Origin of the sequence: Actinoplanes sp. NPDC049668 (assembly GCF_044465445.1) — a bacterium.
Lineage (GTDB): Bacteria > Actinomycetota > Actinomycetes > Mycobacteriales > Micromonosporaceae > Actinoplanes.
Genome location: NZ_JBITLR010000013.1, coordinates 66091 through 85271, shown reverse-complemented (window position 1 = coordinate 85271; position 19181 = coordinate 66091). Strand labels below are relative to the sequence as shown.

The 19181-nt window shown below is 70.7% G+C and carries 15 protein-coding genes and 1 tRNA gene; 12 read left to right on the top strand and 4 right to left on the bottom strand.

The features are described 5' to 3' along the window. Positions 1-8: 8 nt before the first annotated feature. The 6 genes from ACIBSW_RS39850 to ACIBSW_RS39825 all read left to right on the top strand — a co-directional run bounded on the left by ACIBSW_RS39850 (position 9) and on the right by ACIBSW_RS39825 (position 8227). Positions 9-947, top strand: a complete 939-nt coding sequence (locus ACIBSW_RS39850) for a site-specific tyrosine recombinase XerD (RefSeq protein WP_354721391.1) — start codon at positions 9-11, stop codon at positions 945-947. A gap of 111 nt (positions 948-1058) precedes the next feature. Further along, positions 1059-1988 carry an AAA family ATPase gene (locus ACIBSW_RS39845; RefSeq protein ID WP_354721389.1) on the top strand — a complete coding sequence of 310 codons (930 nt, stop codon included), beginning with the start codon at positions 1059-1061 and terminating at the stop codon, positions 1986-1988. Between the two features lies 1 nt (position 1989). Next, positions 1990-2658 carry a hypothetical protein gene (locus tag ACIBSW_RS39840; protein ID WP_354721388.1) on the top strand — a complete coding sequence of 223 codons (669 nt, stop codon included), beginning with the start codon at positions 1990-1992 and terminating at the stop codon, positions 2656-2658. A 102-nt stretch (positions 2659-2760) separates the two neighbouring features. After that, a complete protein-coding gene (locus ACIBSW_RS39835) occupies positions 2761-5808 on the top strand; it encodes a PAS domain S-box protein (RefSeq protein WP_354721386.1) in 3048 nt (1015 codons plus the stop codon). 60 nt (positions 5809-5868) lie between these two features. Further along, positions 5869-7248 (top strand): MFS transporter, encoded by a 1380-nt coding sequence (locus ACIBSW_RS39830; RefSeq protein WP_354721384.1) that lies wholly within the window; start codon positions 5869-5871, stop codon positions 7246-7248. A 73-nt stretch (positions 7249-7321) separates the two neighbouring features. Then, positions 7322-8227 carry an aminotransferase class IV gene (locus tag ACIBSW_RS39825; protein ID WP_354721382.1) on the top strand — a complete coding sequence of 302 codons (906 nt, stop codon included), beginning with the start codon at positions 7322-7324 and terminating at the stop codon, positions 8225-8227. On the opposite strand, the gene ACIBSW_RS39820 is transcribed toward ACIBSW_RS39825, so the two are convergent. Further along, complete coding sequence (locus ACIBSW_RS39820) at positions 8217-8927, bottom strand: HAD family hydrolase (RefSeq protein ID WP_354721380.1); 711 nt, start codon at positions 8925-8927, stop codon at positions 8217-8219. The two genes, ACIBSW_RS39825 and ACIBSW_RS39820, sit on opposite strands and share 11 nt — an antisense overlap. A 119-nt stretch (positions 8928-9046) precedes the next feature. Between ACIBSW_RS39820 and ACIBSW_RS39815 the strand changes: the two genes are divergently transcribed. The 6 genes from ACIBSW_RS39815 to ACIBSW_RS39790 all read left to right on the top strand — a co-directional run bounded on the left by ACIBSW_RS39815 (position 9047) and on the right by ACIBSW_RS39790 (position 14427). Then, positions 9047-10111, top strand: a complete 1065-nt coding sequence (locus tag ACIBSW_RS39815) for a ScpA family protein (RefSeq protein ID WP_354721378.1) — start codon at positions 9047-9049, stop codon at positions 10109-10111. Next, entirely contained in the window at positions 10108-11415 is a 1308-nt protein-coding gene (scpB, locus tag ACIBSW_RS39810; RefSeq protein WP_404799607.1) for an SMC-Scp complex subunit ScpB, read from the top strand. The genes ACIBSW_RS39815 and scpB overlap by 4 nt, the downstream gene beginning before the upstream one ends. Then, positions 11402-12142, top strand: a complete 741-nt coding sequence (locus tag ACIBSW_RS39805) for a pseudouridine synthase (protein WP_354721376.1) — start codon at positions 11402-11404, stop codon at positions 12140-12142. Before scpB ends, ACIBSW_RS39805 begins: the two co-directional genes overlap by 14 nt. A 56-nt stretch (positions 12143-12198) precedes the next feature. Beyond that, entirely contained in the window at positions 12199-12879 is a 681-nt protein-coding gene (cmk, locus tag ACIBSW_RS39800) for a (d)CMP kinase (protein WP_354721374.1), read from the top strand. After that, positions 12876-14267, top strand: a complete 1392-nt coding sequence (der, locus tag ACIBSW_RS39795; RefSeq protein ID WP_354721372.1) for a ribosome biogenesis GTPase Der — start codon at positions 12876-12878, stop codon at positions 14265-14267. Before cmk ends, der begins: the two co-directional genes overlap by 4 nt. An 86-nt stretch (positions 14268-14353) precedes the next feature. Continuing rightward, a tRNA-Pro gene (locus tag ACIBSW_RS39790) sits at positions 14354-14427 on the top strand. Between the two features lie 584 nt (positions 14428-15011). On the opposite strand, the gene ACIBSW_RS39785 is transcribed toward ACIBSW_RS39790, so the two are convergent. The 3 genes from ACIBSW_RS39785 to ACIBSW_RS39775 form a co-directional block, all read right to left on the bottom strand. Beyond that, positions 15012-16670: a UvrD-helicase domain-containing protein gene (locus tag ACIBSW_RS39785; RefSeq protein ID WP_354721370.1), complete on the bottom strand. Its 1659-nt coding sequence runs from the start codon at positions 16668-16670 to the stop codon at positions 15012-15014. After that, the gene (locus ACIBSW_RS39780; RefSeq protein WP_354721368.1) at positions 16667-18598 is read right to left on the bottom strand and encodes a hypothetical protein; all 1932 of its coding nucleotides are present in this window, start codon (positions 18596-18598) and stop codon (positions 16667-16669) included. The genes ACIBSW_RS39785 and ACIBSW_RS39780 overlap by 4 nt, the downstream gene beginning before the upstream one ends. Before the next feature lie 245 nt (positions 18599-18843). Next, on the bottom strand, positions 18844-19110 hold the full coding sequence (locus ACIBSW_RS39775; protein ID WP_354721366.1) for an LCCL domain-containing protein: 267 nt from the start codon (positions 19108-19110) through the stop codon (positions 18844-18846). Positions 19111-19181 lie beyond the last annotated feature (71 nt).

Genomic DNA, 19181 nt, shown 5'->3' with positions numbered 1-19181 from the left:
GAAAACCCATGCAAAATCGCGATTTAGGTTCACTGGCGTTGCGGCAGGCCGTGCGGACCTACCTCGATCACCTCACGGTCGAGCGCGGCCTGTCCCGTAACACCCTGGCCTCGTACCGGCGGGACCTGGACCGATATCTCGAGACCCTGGCCGCGGCCGGCGTCGGCGATCTCGCCGACGTCACCGCGGCCGAGGTCGCCGGGCACCTCGCGCGGCTGCGCGAGGGCGACCCGGAGCACCCGGCGCTGTCGGCCGCGTCGGCGGCCCGGGCGGTGAGCGCCGTGCGCGGCCTGCACCGCTTCGCCGCCCGCGAGGGCATCGTCGCGCACGACGTGAGCCGCGAGGTGAAGCCGCCCGCGCCGCCGCGGCGCCTGCCCAAGGCACTCGACGTCGACCAGGTCGCCCGCCTGCTCGCCGTCGCCGTCCCGCCGCGCGACCGGGCCCTGCTGGAATTCCTGTACGGCACCGGCGCGCGGATCTCCGAGGCGGTCGGGCTGGCCGTCGACGACCTGGCCCTCGACGACGAGCCGACGGTCACCCTGCACGGCAAGGGCGGGCGCACCCGGTTCGTGCCGATCGGCCGCTACGCCCGGGAGGCGCTGGAGGCTTACCTGGTCCAGGTCCGGCCCGCGCTGGCCGCCGCCGGCCGCGGCACGCCGGCGGTGTTCCTCAACGCCCGCGGCGGGCCGCTGTCGCGGCAGAGCGCCTGGACCATCCTGCACCGCGCGGCGCGCAGCGCCGGGCTGCCCGTCGAGGGCCCGCACGCGGTGTCGCCGCACACGCTGCGGCACTCGTACGCCACGCATCTGCTCGACGGCGGCGCGGACGTCCGGGTCGTGCAGGAGTTGCTCGGGCACGCCTCGGTGACGACCACTCAGGTCTACACGCTGGTGACAGTGGACCGACTTCGCGAGGTGTACGCGACCTCCCACCCGCGCGCTCGTTGAACGGTGTGCGTGAGTAGACGCGACACGCCGGACGGCTGACCCCGGCGGGGCGGCCTCTTTGGCGTACAGTCGGGCATCGGCTCCGGCTGCGGGTCGAGAGGGGGCAGGGAAATGAGCGGGAACCATGACCGCGCCGAGGCGTGGACTTCGGCCCTGCGCGACCAGCAGAGCTCCATGGATCTCGGTGCCGACCTCGGCCCAGCCGACCCGACGGCCTACACGATGCGCAGGCCGATCCCCGAGCCGATGCCGACCGACCGGCACGGCCCGGCGCGGATCATCGCGCTCGCCAACCAGAAGGGTGGCGTCGGCAAGACCACGACGACCATCAACCTGGGCGCGGCCCTGGCCGAGTACGGCCGCAAGGTGCTGCTCGTCGACTTCGACCCGCAGGGCGCCTGCTCGGTCGGCCTCGGCGTCAACCCGCACAACCTCGACCTGAGCGTCTACAACCTGCTGATGCAGGACGACGTCACCGCCGAGGACGTCATCATCAAGACGGACGTCGCCGGGCTGCACCTGCTGCCGGCCAACATCGACCTGTCCGCGGCCGAGATCCAGCTGGTCAACGAGGTCGCCCGGGAGATGGCCCTGGCGCGGGTGTTGCGCACCGTGCGCAAGGAGTACGACTTCATCCTGATCGACTGCCAGCCCTCGCTGGGCCTGCTGGCGATCAACGCGCTGACCATCGCGCACGGCGTGCTGATCCCGCTCGAGTGCGAGTTCTTCAGCCTGCGCGGCGTCGCCCTGCTGCTCGACACGATCGACAAGGTCCGCGAGCGGCTCAACTTCGACCTCGAGCTCGAGGGCATCCTGGCGACCATGTACGACAGCCGCACCACGCACTGCCGTCAGGTGCTGCAGCGGGTCGTCGAGGCGTTCGGCGACAAGGTCTACCAGACGGTCATCACCAAGACGGTGAAGTTCCCGGAGTCCACGGTGGCCGGCGCGCCGATCACCAGCCTGGACCCGGCGTCGTCGGGCGCCCGCAACTACCGCCAGCTCGCCCGCGAGGTCATCGCCGCGCAGGCGGAGCGCTAGCTTGCTGTTCGCCCTCGGCGAGCCGATCGCGTTCGCCGCGCTGGTCGGTGCGTTCCTGCTCGGCCTGCTGCTGCGCGCACTCGCCATCCGGATCACGGCACGGGTCCTGCGCCTGGCCGACCGCCGGGATCCGGTCTCGCCGCGGCTGCGTGAGGACGTCGACCCGTTCGGCGCCGTCGCGGCGGCGGTCGGCGGCATGGGCTGGGGCAAGGCGGTCTCGGTCGACGAGGTGCCGCGCCACCAGGGTCGCGGCCGGGCCGCGGCGGTCTTCGCCGCGGGCCCGCTGGCCTGCATCCTGATCTCCCAGGTCCTGTTCGCGGCCTACGCGATCCTGTACCCGAACTTCCTGCTGTCGATTCTGCATCCCTCGGACGTGCTGCGTGGGTTCGCGCTGCCGCTGGGTGAGCAGGTGCTGCTCTGCCTGGCGGTGGGGCTGCTGACGTTCGGGCTGCTGGCGCTGATTCCGATCCCGCCGCTGGACGGCTTCGGCATCCTGTGGTCGGCGCAGCGGCGTCCGGGTCCGGGCATGCAGAAGATGCGGCTCTGGTTCGAGGACAAGAACGTCGGCGTGCTGGTCCTGCTGATCTGCTGCTTCTTCCCGTTCGAGTACCCGTTCCTGCTGATGATTCTGGACGCGCTCGGCACGCTCTTCCTGCGCGTCTGGGGCTGACGGGTCCCGTCGGCCCTGCCCGGCCCTAATGCCGGGTCGATGATGCATGATGCATCGCGCCGTTCGCCCGCGTAGTGGCGCAATCGGATGAATCATCATCAAGTGGGGGACCCCAAGGTAGCGCTGCTGATCACCGCGCTCTACGTGATGGTCTTCGTCTGGACGTCGGCGGCCTACCTGCGGCGCCGTGACCCCCTGCTGCGCGACCTGGCGCTGGTCTTCGCCTCGATGTCCATGACCTTCGTCCTCAGAGTGGCCCGGATGCTCATGGGCACACCACCCGTGGCGCTGGTGGTGGTGCTGGTCATCCTGGTGGCCGCCCAGCCCTTCCTCACCCTGCGACTGGTGAGCCGGCTGCGCCGGGTGCCGGACGGGATCCTCTGGGCCGCCGTCGCCGTCTGGATCGTGGGCGGCGCGCAGGTCATCTTCCTGCCGAGTGCGGAACCCTCCAGGGCCGCCTGGCAGACCACGCTCCTGGTCTTCGTGATGGACCTGGTCGCGGCGGCGCTGCTGGCCGGCGAGGCCCGCCGCCGCGGCGGTGCGGCCCGCATCCGGCTGTCGTGGGCCGCCGTGGGCACCGCCCTGCTCGGCGCGTCGCTGCTGCTGGTCCCCGCGACCATAGTCTGGACCTGGACTTTGATGCTCGTCTCGGCGGTGGCCTACCTGCTCGCATTTCTGCCGCCGCGCTGGCTGCGCCGGGTCTGGTCCCGCGGCGCGGCGTACTCCGTGATGCGGCAGCTGCTCGACCTCCCGGCGGACGCTCCGGCGCGACAGGTCTGGCTGCGCTACTGCCAGGGCGCCCGCCGGGAGCTCGGCGGCGACGCCGCGGTCCTGCTGCTGCCCGGCCCGGACGGCGCCGTGGCGCAGGTCTGCGATCCGGACCGCCCGCTCGACGAGCGTGCCTACGACGCCGGCGACGGCCTCGACCGGCTGGTGCACAGCGGGATCACCATCGACGCGCTGGCCGGCTGGGCCAATCCTCCGCAGGTGGCGGCGGACCTGGCCCGGCTCACCGGCACCCGGTTCGTCAGCGGGGCGCCGCTGACGGTGCAGGGCGGGGCGCTGGTGCTGCTCAACCGCTTCCGGACGCTGTTCGCCGACGACGACGTCGCCCTCTTCGCGGAGCTGAGCGCCCACGCGACGGCGCTCGCCGAGCGGGCCGCCGTGCTCGAGGAGCGCCAGCGGCTGGCCGTCATCGTGGAGTCCTCCACCGACGCGATCATCAGCACGGATCTCGACGGGATGATCACCAGCTGGAATGCCGGCGCCGAGGAGCTGTACGGGTACAGCGCCGCGGAGGCGGTCGGCCAGGAGTTCGTGTTCCTCCTGCCGCCCGGGCAGCAGGAGGCGGGGCGGCGGCTGCGGGAGCGGGTCGGCGGGGGCGAGCGCATCGAGCAGATCGAGGTCGAGCATCGGACCGCACGCGGCGCGCCGATACAGGCGTCGCTGACGGCGTTTCTGATCAGCGACGCCGCCGGCCGTCCGATGGGTTTCGCCAGCATCGTGCGCGACATCAGCGAACGCCGGCGTGCCGAGGCGATGTTCCGGGGCCTGCTGGAGGCGTCGCCGTACGCGATCGTCGGTGTCACCGCCGACGGGGAGATCGTCCTGATCAACGCGCAGGCCGAGCAGCTGTTCGGCTACCACCGCGACGAACTGCTCGGGCGCAATGTCGACATCCTGGCGCCGGAGCGGTTCCGCGCCGAACAACCCGACCAGCGCCGGGAGTACTTCGCCGACCCGCAGCCGCAGGACCTGGGCGTCGCCGAGCCCCTGATGGGTGTCCGCAAGGACGGCAGCGAGTTCCCCGCCGAGGTCAGCCTGTCCGCCATCGAGACGGAACAGGGTGTGATCGTCTCCGCCGCGGTCCGCGACGTCACGGAGCGGATCCAGGCGCAGGCCGAGCGGGAGCGCCTCGCCGCGCAGGCCGAACGCGACGCCGCGGAGCGGCGCATGCAGCACACCCGCCGGCTGGAGAGCCTCGGCCAGCTCGCCGGCGGGGTGGCGCACGACTTCAACAACATCCTGGCGGTGATCGCCAGCTACACCGAGCTGCTCGTCGACACGCTCGCCGCCCCCGAACCGGACCCGCGGGAGCTGAGCGCGGCCCGCGCCGACCTGGCCCAGATCTCCCGGGCCACCGAGCGCGCCACCCGGCTGACCAAGCAGCTGCTCGCGTTCGGCCGGCGCGAGATCACCCAGGCGCAGGTGGTCAGCCTCAACCACGTGGTCGGCGACGTCGAGCAGATGCTGCGGCGCACCCTCGGCGAGCACATCCACCTCATCACCCACCTCGACCGGGAGCTCTGGCCGGTCTGCGTCGACCCCGGCCAGTTCGAGCAGGTCCTGCTCAACCTCGCGGTGAACGCGCGGGACGCGATGCCGACCGGCGGCACGCTGTCCATCGACACCAGCAACACCAGCCTCGACGAGGACGAGGTCGCCGACGGCACCGGGCTGGTGCCCGGCCGGTACGCGCGGGTCCGGATCAGCGACACCGGCACCGGAATGCCGGCCGAGGTGGCCGAGCGCGCGTTCGAGCCGTTCTTCACCACCAAGCCGCAGGGCGCCGGCACCGGGCTCGGGCTGGCCACCGTCTACGGCATCATCGCGGCGGCCGACGGCCACGTCCGGATCTACTCCGAGAACGGCATCGGCACCACGGTCACGCTGGTGCTGCCGGCCACCGACGCCGCCGCCGAGACCGAGGTGCCGGCCGCCGCGGAGGCGCCCGCCGCGGAGACCGCCGCGCCGGAGGAGACGATCCTGCTGGTCGAGGACGAGGCCGCGCTGCGGGAGGCGGCCAGCCGGATCCTCAAGCGGGCCGGCTACCAGGTGCTGGTCGCCGACGGCGGTGCCGGCGCGCTGCGCCTCGCCGAGCAGCACCCGGGCCCGATCCACCTGCTGCTCACCGACGTGATCATGCCGAACATGATGGGCAACGAGGTCGCCGCCCGGATACAGGCGCTGCGCCCCGGCATCCCGGTGCTCTACATGTCCGGGTACGCCCAACCGGTGCTCACCGAGAACGGCACCCTGCCGCCCGGGGTCAGCATCGTCGAGAAGCCGTTCACCCGCAGCGACCTGCTCGAGCGGGTGCACGCCCGGCTGCAGGAGGCCGCCGCCGAGGACGCCGCGCGTGGAGTGTGACGAGCGTCGATGCACTAACGCCTGGACATCAACAGGGGTTCAGGCAATACCGTCTGTGCCATGAGCATCATCCGCGGGAACCGGAAGGCGTTCTACCAGCTGCTGGTCAACACGCTGCTGGTATCGGTGATCAACTTTACGGTCTGGTTCGCGATCACCTTCTACGTCTACCTGCAGACCCGCTCGGTCTTCGCCACCGGCGTGGTCTCCGGGATCTTCCTGGTGAACACGGCGCTGACCGGCATCTGGTTCGGCAGCCTGGTCGACCACCACTCGAAGAAGACCATGATGCAGGTGTCCGCGGCGGCGTCCTTCCTGCTGTACGCCGCCGCCTTCGTGGTCTACCAGGCCGTGCCGCACTCCTCGTTCACCGACCCGGCGAGCGTCGGCCTGTGGACGCTCATCGTGCTGCTGATGTTCGGCGTGATCGCCGGCAACATCCGCACCATCGCGCTGCCGACGCTGGTGACGGTGCTGATCAGCGAGGACACCCGGGACCGGGCCAACGGGCTGGTCGGCACCACCTCGGGCGTGACGTTCCTGCTGACGTCGGTGATCAGCGGCGTGCTGGTGGCGTTCGGCGGCATGTTCTGGGTGCTGGTCCTGGCGCTGGTGGTGCTCGCCGTCGCGCTGGCGCACCTGGCCTTCGTCGAGGTGCCGGAGCGCGCGAGCGAGCCGGACCACCCCGCCGCGGCCAAGCGCACGGTCGACGTGCGGGGCACCATGCGGGTGATCGCCGCGGTGCCCGGGCTGACCGCCCTGATCCTCTTCTCGGCGTTCAACAATTTCCTCGGCGGCGTGTTCATGGCGCTGCTGGACGCGTACGGGTTGTCGCTGGTCTCGGTGCAGGCGTGGGGCCTGCTGTGGGGCGTGCTGAGCACCGGCTTCATCGTCGGCGGGCTGCTGGTCGCCCGGACCGGCCTCGGCGGCAACCCGGTCCGGCTGCTGCTGCTGGTCAACCTCGTGCTGTGGACCGTCACCATGCTGTTCCCGCTGCACTCCTCGATCGTCCCGCTCGCCGCCGGCATGTACGTGTACATGCTGCTCGTGCCGTACGCGGAGGCCGCCGAGCAGACCATCCTGCAGAAGGTCGTGCCGTACGAGCGGCAGGGCCGGGTCTTCGGCTTCGCGCAGAGCGTCGAGCAGGCCGCCTCGCCGCTGACCGCGTTCCTGATCGCGCCGATCGCCCAGTTCGTGTTCATCCCGTTCATGTCCGAGGGCGGCGCGGGCGCCGTGGCGATCGGCGCCTGGTTCGGCACCGGCGCCGACCGAGGGCTGGCGCTGGTGTTCGTGCTGACCGGCGTCATCGGGGTGATCGCCACTGTCGCGGCGCTGCGCAGCCGCCCGTACCGGCGGCTGAGCGACCGTTACGCGGCGGTCCCGGCGGCCGCCGCCGACCCGGAGCCGGACCTGGCGCCGCCCGGCGCGGGCGTCGGTTAGTCACCCCGGCCGGCCATATGATCCACACAGGTTGGTCACGACCGCGGGACCGCCGGACAGGGGGCCGACGCCGATGCTGCAGAGCTACGACGAGCGCAACGCCGACATCGTGTACTGGGTCAACGGGGTACTGCGGCACCGCGACGAGCCCGGCGTCTCGCCGTTCGACTCGGCGGTGCAGGGCGGCGACGCCGTCTGGGAGGGCCTGCGCCTCTACCGTGGCCGGATCTTCGGGCTCACCGCGCACCTCGCCCGGCTGCGGCGCTCCGCGGCCGCCCTGAACTTCGCGGCCGTGCCCACCGACGCCGAGCTCACCGACGCGATCGCGGCGACCCTGCGCGCGAACCGGATGTTCGACGGCGTGCACATCCGGCTCACCCTGACCCGCGGCGTGAAGATCACCAGCGGGATGGACCCGCGCCTGAACCAGGCCGGCGCGACGCTGATCGTGCTGGCCGAGTTCAAGGCGCCGGTCTACGACACCACCGGGCTGCGGCTGATCACCGCGAGCGTGCGGCGCCCCGGCCCGGACGTGCTCGACCCGAAGATCCACCACAACAACCTGCTGAACTCGATCCTGGCGAAGATCGAGGCGAACGTGGCCGGCGCCGACGACGCGCTGATGCTCGACGGCCGCGGCTTCGTCGCCGAGACCAACGCCACCCACCTGTTCGCCGTGATCGGCGGATCGCTGGTCACCCCGACCACCGCGGCCTGCCCGGAGGGCATCACCCGGCAGACCGTGCTGGAGCTGGCCCGCGCGGCCGCCATCCCGGCCGCGGTCCGCGACGTGTCGCTCGCCGAGCTGTACGCCGCGGACGAGGCGTTCTGCACCGGCACGATGGGCGAGATCGCCGCCGTCACGATGATCGACGGCCGGCCGATCGGGGCCGGGAAGCCCGGCGACCTGACCACCCGGATCGCCCGCCTCTATCAGGAGCACGCCCGGGCACACGGCACCCCGGTGGTCACCGAGTGAGCCGGCGCGCGGCCAGCTCCTCGTAGTAGGGCAGGGCCGCCGCGACGAGCGGGCGCAGCCGGTCCGGCACCTCGGCCGGCGCCGGGTCGTACGGCGCGAACCCGGTGGAGGCGTGCACCGCCGCGTACCAGTGCGGCGCCCACACGCCGTCGGTGTCGCGCGGACCGGCCGGCCAGCGCAGCATGGCCGGGTCGAACTCCAGGCCGAGGGCGGCGCAGAGCCGGCGCAGCACCGCGTCCGGGTCGCGCAGCACGTCGGCGGCGTCGACCACCGGCCCGCCGTGGGCGCGGAAGAGCTCCGCCTGCTGCGGGTAGCCGAGGTCGGCCAGCGTCGGCTCGCCGCGCACCCGGGCGTAGGAGGCGACCACGTGCGCCGGATCGCGGATCAGGAACGCGTGGGTGAGGCCGGACAGCCAGGACCCGCCCATGCCGGGCAGCAGGTGGTGGGCCATGTGCTTCTGATAGTGCACGGCCGCGCCGTCCGGCAGCGGGCCGGTCAGCGCCGCGGCCACGTCCTGCCACCGGTTCGGCTGGCTCGCCAGCACCGCGTCGCGGCCGGGATGGTCGAGGCCGGTCACGGCCAGGTAGTGCGCGTAGAACGGCTCGTCGGCCACCACGGTGTCCGCGCGGGAGCCGAAGCTGCGCATCATGGCCGTGGAGATGTTGCGCGGCCCGGACCACATCGCCACCCGTGTCGTCATGCCACCAGGATCACATCTTTCGGGTACGGCGATTCCGGGCCCCGCACGGACAGTTACCGCTCGGCGCCCGTTGCGTTGATCTTGGGGGGAACTGCACTCGAGGTCGCGGGGGTTTGAGCATGAGCCGAGAGCAGCCGGTCGGACCCGTGGACTACCGTCAGCACGTGCCCGAACAGCCTGTCCCGTCGCCGCAGCCCGCCGAGCCGGGCGCCGCAGACGCCGCGGTACTGGACGCCGCCGACCTCGGCGCCGCCGCCGTCGACGGCGTCCCGGAGGTCGACTCCGGCCGGTTCACCGTGCGGCTGACGAACTTCACCGGGCCGTTCGACCTGCTGCTCCAGCTCATCGGCAAACACAAGCTCGACGTGACCGAGATCGCGCTGCACCAGGTCACCGACGACTTCATCGCCTACATCCGGGCCATGGGCGACGACTGGGACCTCGAAGAGACCAGCGAGTTCCTGCTGGTCGCGGCCACCCTGCTCGACCTGAAGGCGGCCCGGCTGCTGCCGGCGGCCGAGGTCGAGGACGAGGAGGACCTGGCCCTGCTCGAGGCCCGCGACCTGCTCTTCTCCCGGCTGCTGCAGTACAAGGCCTACAAGGAGGCCGCGGCCGTCATCGCGGACCTGGAGGGCGTCGGCGCGCGGCGGTGGCCGCGCGCGGTCTCCCTCGAGCCCCGGTACGCCGAGGCGCTGCCGGACCTGGTGCTCGGCGTCGGCGCGGAGCGGCTGCTGAAGCTGGCGCTGCGGCAGTTCCTACCCAAGCCGGGCCCGCCCGAGGTGTCGATCGCGCACATCCACCAGGTGCGCGTCAGCGTCCGCGAGCACGCGGTGCTGATCAGCGACAGGCTGCGCCGGGCCGGCAGCGCGACCTTCAGCCTGCTCATCGCCGACTGCGAGAACACCCTCGAGGTGGTGGCGCGGTTCCTGGCGCTGCTGGAGCTCTACCGCGAGGGGCTGATCGAGTTCGAGCAGCCGGTGTCGCTGGAGGAGATGACGGTGCGCTGGGTCGGCGGCGACCAGGCCGACGTCGAGCTCGACATCGACGACTACGAGGGCACCCCGCCGGAGCCGGACACGGCCGCCACCGAACCGGACGCCGCCCCGCCCGACACCCCCGCAGACGCCGACGATCAAGGCCAGGAAGCCGAGTTCGCAGATTCAATCGACGAGGAACAGCGATGACCGACCAGCGACCCGAATCCCTTGCCGCGCAGGCAGCCTCCTGGGTGCCGCCGTGGGAACGGGCGCAGCGCCCGCCCGACGAGGAGTACGCGGCGTCGCAGCGGTCCGCCGACGACGAGGACCACGACGAGCCCACCGCCGAGGCGGAGCCTGTGGCCGACGCCACTCAAGTGGAAGAGGAGCCTGACTTCGAGGGGGCGAACCCGGCCGAGGGCGGGACCAGGGCGCCGGAGGAACTGCCGCCGTTCCCGGGCGAAGCCGAGGGGGAGCCGGGCGTCGACGCGCCGCTGGAGCTGCCCGGTGAGCCGGCCGAGGTCGGCGGCGGGCCCGAGCTGCCGATGCCCGAGGCGATCGCCGACGCCGCCGAGCACCAGGACGCCTCGTGGCCGACGGCCGACGCCCCGATCGAGGACGCCCCGACGGAGGACGCCGCCTTCGAGGACGCCGCAGACGCCGACGCCGAGGTCGAGCCGTCGTTGGCGGAGGACGTTCCGGGGCACGAAGAGGATGACGAGCTCGCCGCGGAGGACGCCGCTGGGCGGGGCCTGGACGATGTCGCTGAGCCGTTGGTGGTGGCCGCGGTGGTGCCCGACGCGGCGGATGTCGCCGGTGCCGGTGCTGGTGAGGAGCCGGAGGGCCCGGCACGGCCCGGTTCCGAGATCCCGGCCCAGGGTCGTCGCCGCAAGGGCGACGGTGCTGCTTCTGAGGAGCCGTCGCGCCGTACTGAAAAAGAAGAGGAAGTATCGCCTGTTCCGATGGAGGACGGGGAGTTGCGGGCGGCGCTGGAATCGATCCTGCTGGTCGTTGATGAGCCGGTCGCCGAGTTGCAGCTTGCGCAGATCATGGAGCAGTCGGCCGAGCGGGTCGGCGCGATGCTGGAGGACATCTCGGCGCGCTACACGGCGGCCGGGCACGGGTTCGACCTGCGGCGGGCGGCGGGTGGCTGGCGTCTCTACACCCGGCCGGAATATGCGCCGTATGTGGAGCGGTTCGTGCTGGATGGGCAGTCCGTGCGGCTGACACAGGCCGCCCTGGAAACACTCGCTGTAGTTGCCTATAAGCAGCCTGTGACCAGGTCGCGCATCTCGGCCATCCGCGGTGTGAACTGCGACGGCGTCATGCGTACGCTTAACACTCGCGGCCTCATTGAGGAATGCGGCACTGAGGGCGAGACCGGGGCATTCCTGTACCGCACCACGGCGCTGTTCCTGGAGAAGCTCGGCCTCAACTCGGTCGACCAGCTCCCGCCGCTGGCCCCGTTCCTACCCGACGACGTGGAAGAAGTACTTGATGCCTCAGGCTGACCAGGCCGGCGCGATACGGCTGCAGAAGATCCTCGCCACCGCGGGGGTCGGATCCCGCCGTGCCTGCGAAGACCTGATCTTCCGCCGGCGGGTGACCGTCAACGGCCGCGTCGCCCAGCTCGGCGACAAGGTCGACCCGGCCACCGCCGAGATCCAGGTCGACGGCGCCCGGATCGTCACCAACACCAAGCTGGTGTACCTGGCGATGAACAAGCCCCGCGGCGTGGTCTCGAGCATGGACGACGAGAAGGGCCGCAACGAGCTCTCCGACTTCCTCGGCACGTTCGAACAGCGGATCTTCCACGTCGGCCGCCTCGACGCCGACAGCGAGGGCCTGCTGCTGCTCACCAACGACGGCGCGCTCGCGCACAAGCTGATGCACCCGTCGTACGGAATCGCCAAGACCTACCTGGCCGAGGTGGCCGGCCCGCTGCCCCGCAACGTCGGCCGCCGCCTGCTCGGCGGCGTCGAGCTCGAGGACGGCCCGGCGAAGGTCGACACGTTCAAGCTCATCGACGCGATCGGCAAGACCGCCCAGATCGAGATCACCCTGCACGAGGGCCGCAAGCACATCGTCCGCCGGATGATGGACGAGGTCGGCCACCCGGTGTCCCGCCTGATCCGCACCGCCGTCGGCCCGATCCGCCTCGGCGACATGCGCCCCGGCGGCTTCCGCCGGCTGTCGAACGCCGAGGTCGGCGCACTGTTCAAGGCCGTCGGCGACTGAGCTTCGCCCGCCGGGCACAATGGGTTGTTGATTCGTCGGTCTTCATGGAGGTAACGGTGGTGCAGGCAGTACGGCCCGAGCGGTGTGTAGTGGCCGTCGACGGTCCCTCGGGATCGGGCAAATCCACCGTTTCCCGTCGGCTCGCGACCGCGATCGACGGCATCTACCTGGACACCGGCGCCATGTACCGGGCGATCACCTGGGCGGTGCTGCACGCCGGCGCCGACCCCCACAACGCCGACGCCGTCCTGAAGATCGCCCAGGAGACCGACCTGTCGATCGGCACCGACCCGTCCGCCCCCCACTTCGAGGCGAACGGCATCGACGTCGACGCGGCCATCCGCGGCCCCGAGGTCACCGGCGCGGTCTCGGCCGTCGCCGCGGTCCCGGCGGTACGCGCCATGCTGGTCCAGCTCCAGAAGGACATCATCGCCGCCGCCCCCCGCATCATCGTCGAGGGCCGCGACATCGCGTCGGTCGTCGCCCCCGACGCCGACCTGAAGGTCTACCTGACCGCCTCGGCCGCCGCCCGCGCCCAGCGCCGCAGCGCCGAGGACGCCACCGACGTCGCCGCCACCGAGGCCGACCTGGCACGCCGCGACAAGCTCGACTCGAGCCGCGCCACCGACCCGCTCCGCCAGGCCTCCGACGCGACCACGCTCGACACCACGGGCATGGGCATCGACGAGGTCGTCGCGGAGCTCCTGAGCATGCTGAACAGCAAGGTGAGTTCGTGAGCGAGGCCCCCGATTTCGTCCTGGACGTGGATTCCCCGCCCGCCGAGGGTCCAGTCCCCGTAGTAGCCGTGGTCGGCCGGCCAAACGTCGGCAAGTCGACGCTGGTCAACCGCATCATCGGCCGCCGCCAGGCGGTCGTCGAGGACAAGCCCGGTGTCACCCGGGACCGGGTGCCGTACGACGCCCAGTGGAACGGCCGCCGCTTCACCGTCGTCGACACCGGCGGCTGGGAGCCGGACGCCAAGGACCGGGCGGCCGCGATCGCCGCCCAGGCCGAGATCGCGGTGCAGACCGCCGACGTGGTCATCTTCGTGGTCGACACCATGGTCGGCGCCACGGACGTGGACGAGAAGGCCGTGAAGATGCTGCGCCGCAGCCACAAGCCGGTCATCCTGGTCGCGAACAAGGCCGACAACCAGGCCATCGAGCACGAGGCCGTCGCGCTCTGGAGCCTGGGCCTCGGCGAGCCGTTCCCGATCTCCGCACTGCACGGCCGCGGCTCGGGCGACCTGCTCGACGCGATTCTCGCCGCCGTCCCGCCCGCGCCGCCGATCATCGAGGGCGGCCCACGCGGCCCTCGCCGGGTAGCGCTCGTCGGCCGCCCGAACGTAGGCAAGTCCTCGCTGCTCAACCGTGTGGCCCGCGAGGAACGTGCCGTCGTCGACTCCGTCGCCGGCACCACCGTCGACCCCGTCGACAGCCTGGTCGAGATGGACGGCGAGGTCTGGCAGTTCGTCGACACCGCCGGCCTGCGCAAGCGGGTGAGCCACGCCTCCGGCACGGAGTACTACGCGTCGCTGCGTACCGCCGGGGCGGTCGAGGCGGCTGAGGTCGCGGTCGTGCTGCTCGACGCCGCCGAGGTCATCAGCGAGCAGGACCAGCGGGTTCTGACCTCCGTGGTCGAGGCCGGGCGGGCGCTGGTCATCGCCTTCAACAAGTGGGATCTCGTCGACGATGATCGGCGGAACTACCTGGAGAAGGAGGTTGAGCGGGAGCTCAAGCGGATCCCCTGGGCGATCCGGGTGAACATCTCCGCCAAGACCGGGAGGGCCGTCGACAAGCTGGCGCCGGCCATTCGCCGGGCCTTGGCGAGCTGGGAGAAGCGGATCCTCACCGGGGCGCTGAACCAGTGGCTGACGGCGCTGACACAGGCCACCCCGCACCCGGTTCGGGGTGGGCGGGCGCCGCGGATCATGTTCGCCACGCAGGCGGGGGTTTCGCCGCCCCGGTTCGTGCTGTTCACGACCGGGCCCTTGGACGCGGGGTATCAGCGCTTCGTGGAGCGGAAGCTTCGTGAGGAGTTCGGGTTCGAGGGGAGTCCGATCGAGGTGTCTGTCCGGCCTCGGAAGAAGTTGGGGCCTGGTGGGCGGGGTAAGGCACACGGCTGACGCGCCGGTATACCGGTGTGTGGTCGGGGTTGGGTTGTTGGTAGGGTGATGTGGTTGCCGCGCACTGGGGTACCGGGGCGTGGCATCGGGCTGTAGCGCAGCTTGGTAGCGCACTTGACTGGGGGTCAAGGGGTCGCAGGTTCAAATCCTGTCAGCCCGACAAAATAAGGCCGGTGACCTGCGGAAACGCAGGTCACCGTTTTTGTCGATCAGCGGTCGCCCCTCGAAAACCCCTCGTTTTGAAACATGGTCGGCCTTCCGCAGTGCCTCGTTTGCGGCCTCCATGTCGTCTGCGGCGCCGAGTGGATGTTGATCAACTGCTTGGGAGCCGCGCCTCCGGGTCGCAGGTTCAAAACCTTTTAGCGTGCCGATGACCTGCGAAAACGCGAGTCGCGGTCCTCGGTGGACTGATCTCCCCTCGGAAATTCTGCTGTTGTCTCGGTGTTCCGCTGCTCGCAGGCAGAGGCGAATTGCGCCTTTACTTGGCCTCGGCGATACAGAGTCAAGCCGGCGGCGTTGGACGGCGTCGAGGAACCACCCCTGTATGTGCGGGGCGCGTGTACGCCGATTCGGGGACCCTCCTCCCGCTCGGGCGAGGGGACGGTACAACCCAGCCCCCTAGGATGCCGTGCGGGTTGTGGCCTTAGTCCGTTAGTGAACTTGCGGTGGTGCGGCACCGAACCCGGTCTATGGCGGCTGGTGGGGACGGTATTGGAGTCAGGGGCGCCCAACCCGGTATCGGAGCTACGGGCCAGCCCACTGCTGACAAGCGGTGACCAGAGGCGCCCACAACGGATGCTGGATGGGCGGCACTACGATGTAGGCGCTGTGCCGGGCGCGGGTCAGCAGCACGTAAACCAGCCGCGAGCCTTGCGGGAAGGGGTGAGTTTCGCGCCCGTGCCATTCGTCTTCCTGCAGCAGCAGGATGGTCGTGTCCGCCTCGCGGCCTTTCGTCTGGTGCAGATTCATCACCTGGACGGGGCGCCGCCGCGTGGCCATGCCACCGACGAGGGTGTCGAAGCGGGTGCGGTCGGCGGCCGCTGCGACGTCATCCCACGGCAGGCCCCCGGCCAACGATCGCACGTTGCGGCGAAGGCGAGGGGTTGCCTCGGCCCACGTCTCCAGGCCGCGGGCTGCTCCCAGCCGGGCGTAGGAACCGCTGATGATCTCGACGATCGCGGCGTAGTCGACAGAGGTCACGGCGCCAGCCGCGCGCAGTTCGCCGCCGATGTTCTTCATTATCTTCTCGAGGTCCGGGTTGCTGCGGTTCATCAAGTGCTCGGCGAGTTCGGGCAGCTGGCTGCCTTTGGTCGTCGCGGTGACGTAGACCGCCAGCGCGCGGCGCGCTTGGGCGCCGGGAATCGCCAGGGCGTACTTGAGCATCTCCAGCTGCGCGCCGGCCGCCTCGCCCTGGGCTTCGCCGAATCCGACCTGCTCGTGGGCGATGCCCATCGTGGTTAGCGTGTCGGACAGCTCGCTGGTCGCCTTGATTGTGTGGGTGAAGACGCTGACGGTGTGCCGCCGCTCTCTCGCGTTGGTGACGAGGTCGGCGGCGACCCGGTGGTGGCTGGCGGAGTCGGCTTCGACGAGCCGTAGACGTCCGGCCGCGACCGCCTCACGGATCGCCGGGTGATCGAAGTCGCGCTCGCGTGCGGCGTCAGCGGCGGCGGGCAGCACACCCGAGGGGTCGCGGTGGCTCGCCGGTCGCAGCGGCAGCGACACCGCACCGTCAAGCGCCAGCGCTTCAGCGACGCGGCCATGAGGATCGACCTTCTTGAAGGAGTAGATGCACTGGTTGAGATCGCCCAGGAACACGCGTCGCGCCCGCGGCGCGATCAGCTGGAGGAACTCCCACTCCTCGTCGTCGGTGTCTTGGAACTCGTCACAGATGATCAACCCGTATCGGCCGCCGTAGTGCGCGGCGACCTCCGGCGCGCGCAGGATATGGGCTGCGGCGGGGATCAACTGGCCGTAGGTGAGCCCCGACCGCATGCCATCGACTCGGGAGTTGGCTGCGCTGAGCACTACCTGCGGCGGGGGATAGCCGTGGGCCCGGCCGTAGTGGCAGATGACCCGCCAGGCGAAGCCGTCGAAGGTGTTCACGTCGATGCGCTGAAGGAGCGGGCCGATCACCCCGCCGGCCCGGTCGATGACTTGGCTCACCGCGGTACGGGAGAAGGAAAGGAACAGCACCCGGTCGGGTGCCGGCAGTGCTGTGCGCTGCCCGCTGAGGACGGCGTCACGGGCGACAGCAGCGCGCCGCTGGTCGGCGCGAAGCAGGTGCGCCCGCGCGGCTGCGGCTGCGGTGCTGGTCTTTCCCGTGCCGGCACCGCCCAGCACCACGATGACGGGGGCGGAGCTGTCGATGACGGCCCGTTGTTCACCGTCGGGCTCGTAGGTCATGGCGTCGGATCCGATACGGCCGTGGGCAGGGCAATGTCGATCATCGCCGGGCCGGCGTATCCCGCCCGAGCAACGAGCGCGAGGGCGTCCAGCGCGGCCGTGACCAACGGCGGCAGCAGGCCGGTCTCCTCGAAGATGGCGTCGACGAGCTGCTCGTGAAACGACGAGCTATGCAGGGCCGAGACAACCGCCTTGCGTGCGGCGTCATCGGGCTTGTCTTTGGCCGGATCGGAGATGCCGAGCAGGTCGGTGACGGCAGCGGTCGCGGCGCGCACCGTCTCAATCGGCACCCCGTGCAGGACGGCCTTCTCGATGGCCACCTTCTCGGGCAGGCGGATCACCGCATCGCACGCCATGACGACCGCCTCGAGTTCTTTGCCCGTCTGGTGATGAGCCTTGTCATGATCGATGAGCGCGATCACCCGAAACCCGAGATCGCGGGCCAGCTCGGCGATGTGCGGGATCACGGTGATGCCCCCGTCGCCGCCGGTCCCCGCACACACGATGCGCACCCCGAACGCAGACACCGGCAGCGCCGCCGGGAGCCGAAGCCGGTCGACCGCCCCGTAGACGGCGACGTCATGCGGCCCTTCGGTGATCGCCACCGTGTCCGACGTCAGCGCCGCCAGCAGCTGTGTGTGCAACTGCCGCTGCGCCTTGATGGCCTTGCGATTGGTCGGCCGCGCTAGCCGGTGGTACGACCGGACGCCGTTGCGGCGTGCGAATCGGATGACCTCGTTCAAGCTGAAGGCCCGCGCCACCTCCGGGCGCCGCGTCGACATCCACAGCTGCCCCGAGTTGGCACGCAGCACCGCTGCCAGGTGCTCGGCCCCCGCCGCGTCCAGGCGGTCCCCGAAATCATCGGCGAGCACGACCGCACCGGGCACCGTGGCCTGCATGATCGCCTCCGCCACCGACAGAGTCGCCGTGGCGGTGCTGCCGTGCGCGGAGAGACCCAGCGGCCCGGCGCCGTCCAGGTGCAGCGTCGCCTGCAGGGAACGCAGAATGCCGTGCACCGACCCGTCATCCGCTTGGAACCCGACCTGTTCGGCGCTGACCGGCTGGTCGCCGATGCGGGCCCCCACCTGGCCGCTTCCCAGCGCGAGACCGACCGCCTGACGTACCGCATGGTTCGTCGCCAGCTGGGCCACCCCGCTGGACACGGTCTCGTCGAGCCGGTCGAACGCCTGCGTCGCGGCGACTGGGTCGATCGTGTCCAGGACCCGACGCAACGCGGCCCCACCGCGAAGCTGCAACGGCTGATCGTTGCCGAGCACCACCACCGGCAGCGCCCGGCGGACCTTGATCGGCACCCGGAGGAAGTGTTCGGTTGCCGGGCTGCTTCCAGCCGGGAAGTACACGAAGTGCTCGAGGGTGTCCGTCTCCTCATCGTGTCCGATGCGGTAGGTCAAACGCAGGCACGAGCCGGCCCCGTCCGGGACGTCACCGTCCGGCTCGACGGCACGGCCATCGTTACCGACCGGCTCGAGGAAACCCTCTGCGAGCTGCTCGAGCTCCTCGTCGAGGTCGACGAGCGTGACCTCGACCTCTGCCACGCGGCTGCGCACGACAACCTGGGCAGCCGGGAGCCCGGCATCCGCATCCCCGCTGGCAAGTGCCGGCGCCTTGGCCGAGGCCCCACCAGTCACGGCAACCGCAGGCACGGTCGCGTCGTCAACGGGTACGTCCTCGCCATCCGTGCCGACCGAAGCGGGTGCGGCTTCGTCGTCCGCCGCGGGCTGAAGTTCCTGCCACAGGTCGGACGGCGTCACCCCGCGCCGGAACAAGTCGAGGCTAAGCACGCGGCTGAGTGCCTCGATGGCATCCGAGCGCCCGCCACGCGGCACCCCGCTCAGCAGGACGTGATCACCGGGCTGCAGCTCGAGGTGACGCCACCCACGGAACCGGTCAATCTTGAGAAAGCTCACGCGCACGCTGCATTTTCGCCGCCGTGCGGCGCGTAGACAAATAGAAATTGACCGTTGTTATGCCGAACGAGTGAGTCGGCAATGAACTGTCCGACCTCCAAGATCGAATTTTAGAACAGCTGATCTTGACGCTGTGAATCTGCAGCTCAGGACCTTCGTTCGCCGATTGTGAAACGCCCACAAGTGCTGAGGCGACTCGAAGGTATCGATCATGCTCGTCGCATCGTCCACAAAGGACCTCGTTTTTACGTGCCGCAGTCGATCGTGTACGAAGAGTGGGGGCTGCGGCATCGAGGCGGCGCCGGGGCGCATCTCGATGACGACCGTGCCGCCGCGGGACAGGGAGATCTGCCGGCGTGGACGGCGGCCGTGCAGACGGAGGAGTCGCTGGAGTAGGGGTCGGTGAGCTCCAGCGGCTGGGTAGGGTCGAAGGCGCCGTCCGGGGTGAGCGCGGAGTTGACGCCGGGTGCTGGTGGCCACGATGCCGCACACCGCGCAGCGGCTTTAGGCACGCTGTCGATGTCCAGTCCGCAGTCTGGGTGGATCCGGTGGCGGGGTGCCGGCTCGGGTGCGGGGTCCCTAG

Excerpts from the sequence above, each read along its gene's own strand:
- ACIBSW_RS39850 (WP_354721391.1), top strand. The coding sequence starts at position 9 with ATGCAAAATCGCGATTTAGGTTCACTGGCGTTGCGGCAGGCCGTGCGG.
- ACIBSW_RS39845 (WP_354721389.1), top strand. The coding sequence starts at position 1,059 with ATGAGCGGGAACCATGACCGCGCCGAGGCGTGGACTTCGGCCCTGCGC.
- ACIBSW_RS39830 (WP_354721384.1), top strand. The coding sequence starts at position 5,869 with ATGAGCATCATCCGCGGGAACCGGAAGGCGTTCTACCAGCTGCTGGTC.
- ACIBSW_RS39825 (WP_354721382.1), top strand. The coding sequence starts at position 7,322 with ATGCTGCAGAGCTACGACGAGCGCAACGCCGACATCGTGTACTGGGTC.
- ACIBSW_RS39820 (WP_354721380.1), bottom strand. The coding sequence starts at position 8,927 with ATGACGACACGGGTGGCGATGTGGTCCGGGCCGCGCAACATCTCCACG.
- ACIBSW_RS39815 (WP_354721378.1), top strand. The coding sequence starts at position 9,047 with ATGAGCCGAGAGCAGCCGGTCGGACCCGTGGACTACCGTCAGCACGTG.
- scpB (WP_404799607.1), top strand. The coding sequence starts at position 10,108 with ATGACCGACCAGCGACCCGAATCCCTTGCCGCGCAGGCAGCCTCCTGG.
- ACIBSW_RS39805 (WP_354721376.1), top strand. The coding sequence starts at position 11,402 with ATGCCTCAGGCTGACCAGGCCGGCGCGATACGGCTGCAGAAGATCCTC.
- ACIBSW_RS39785 (WP_354721370.1), bottom strand. The coding sequence starts at position 16,670 with ATGACCTACGAGCCCGACGGTGAACAACGGGCCGTCATCGACAGCTCC.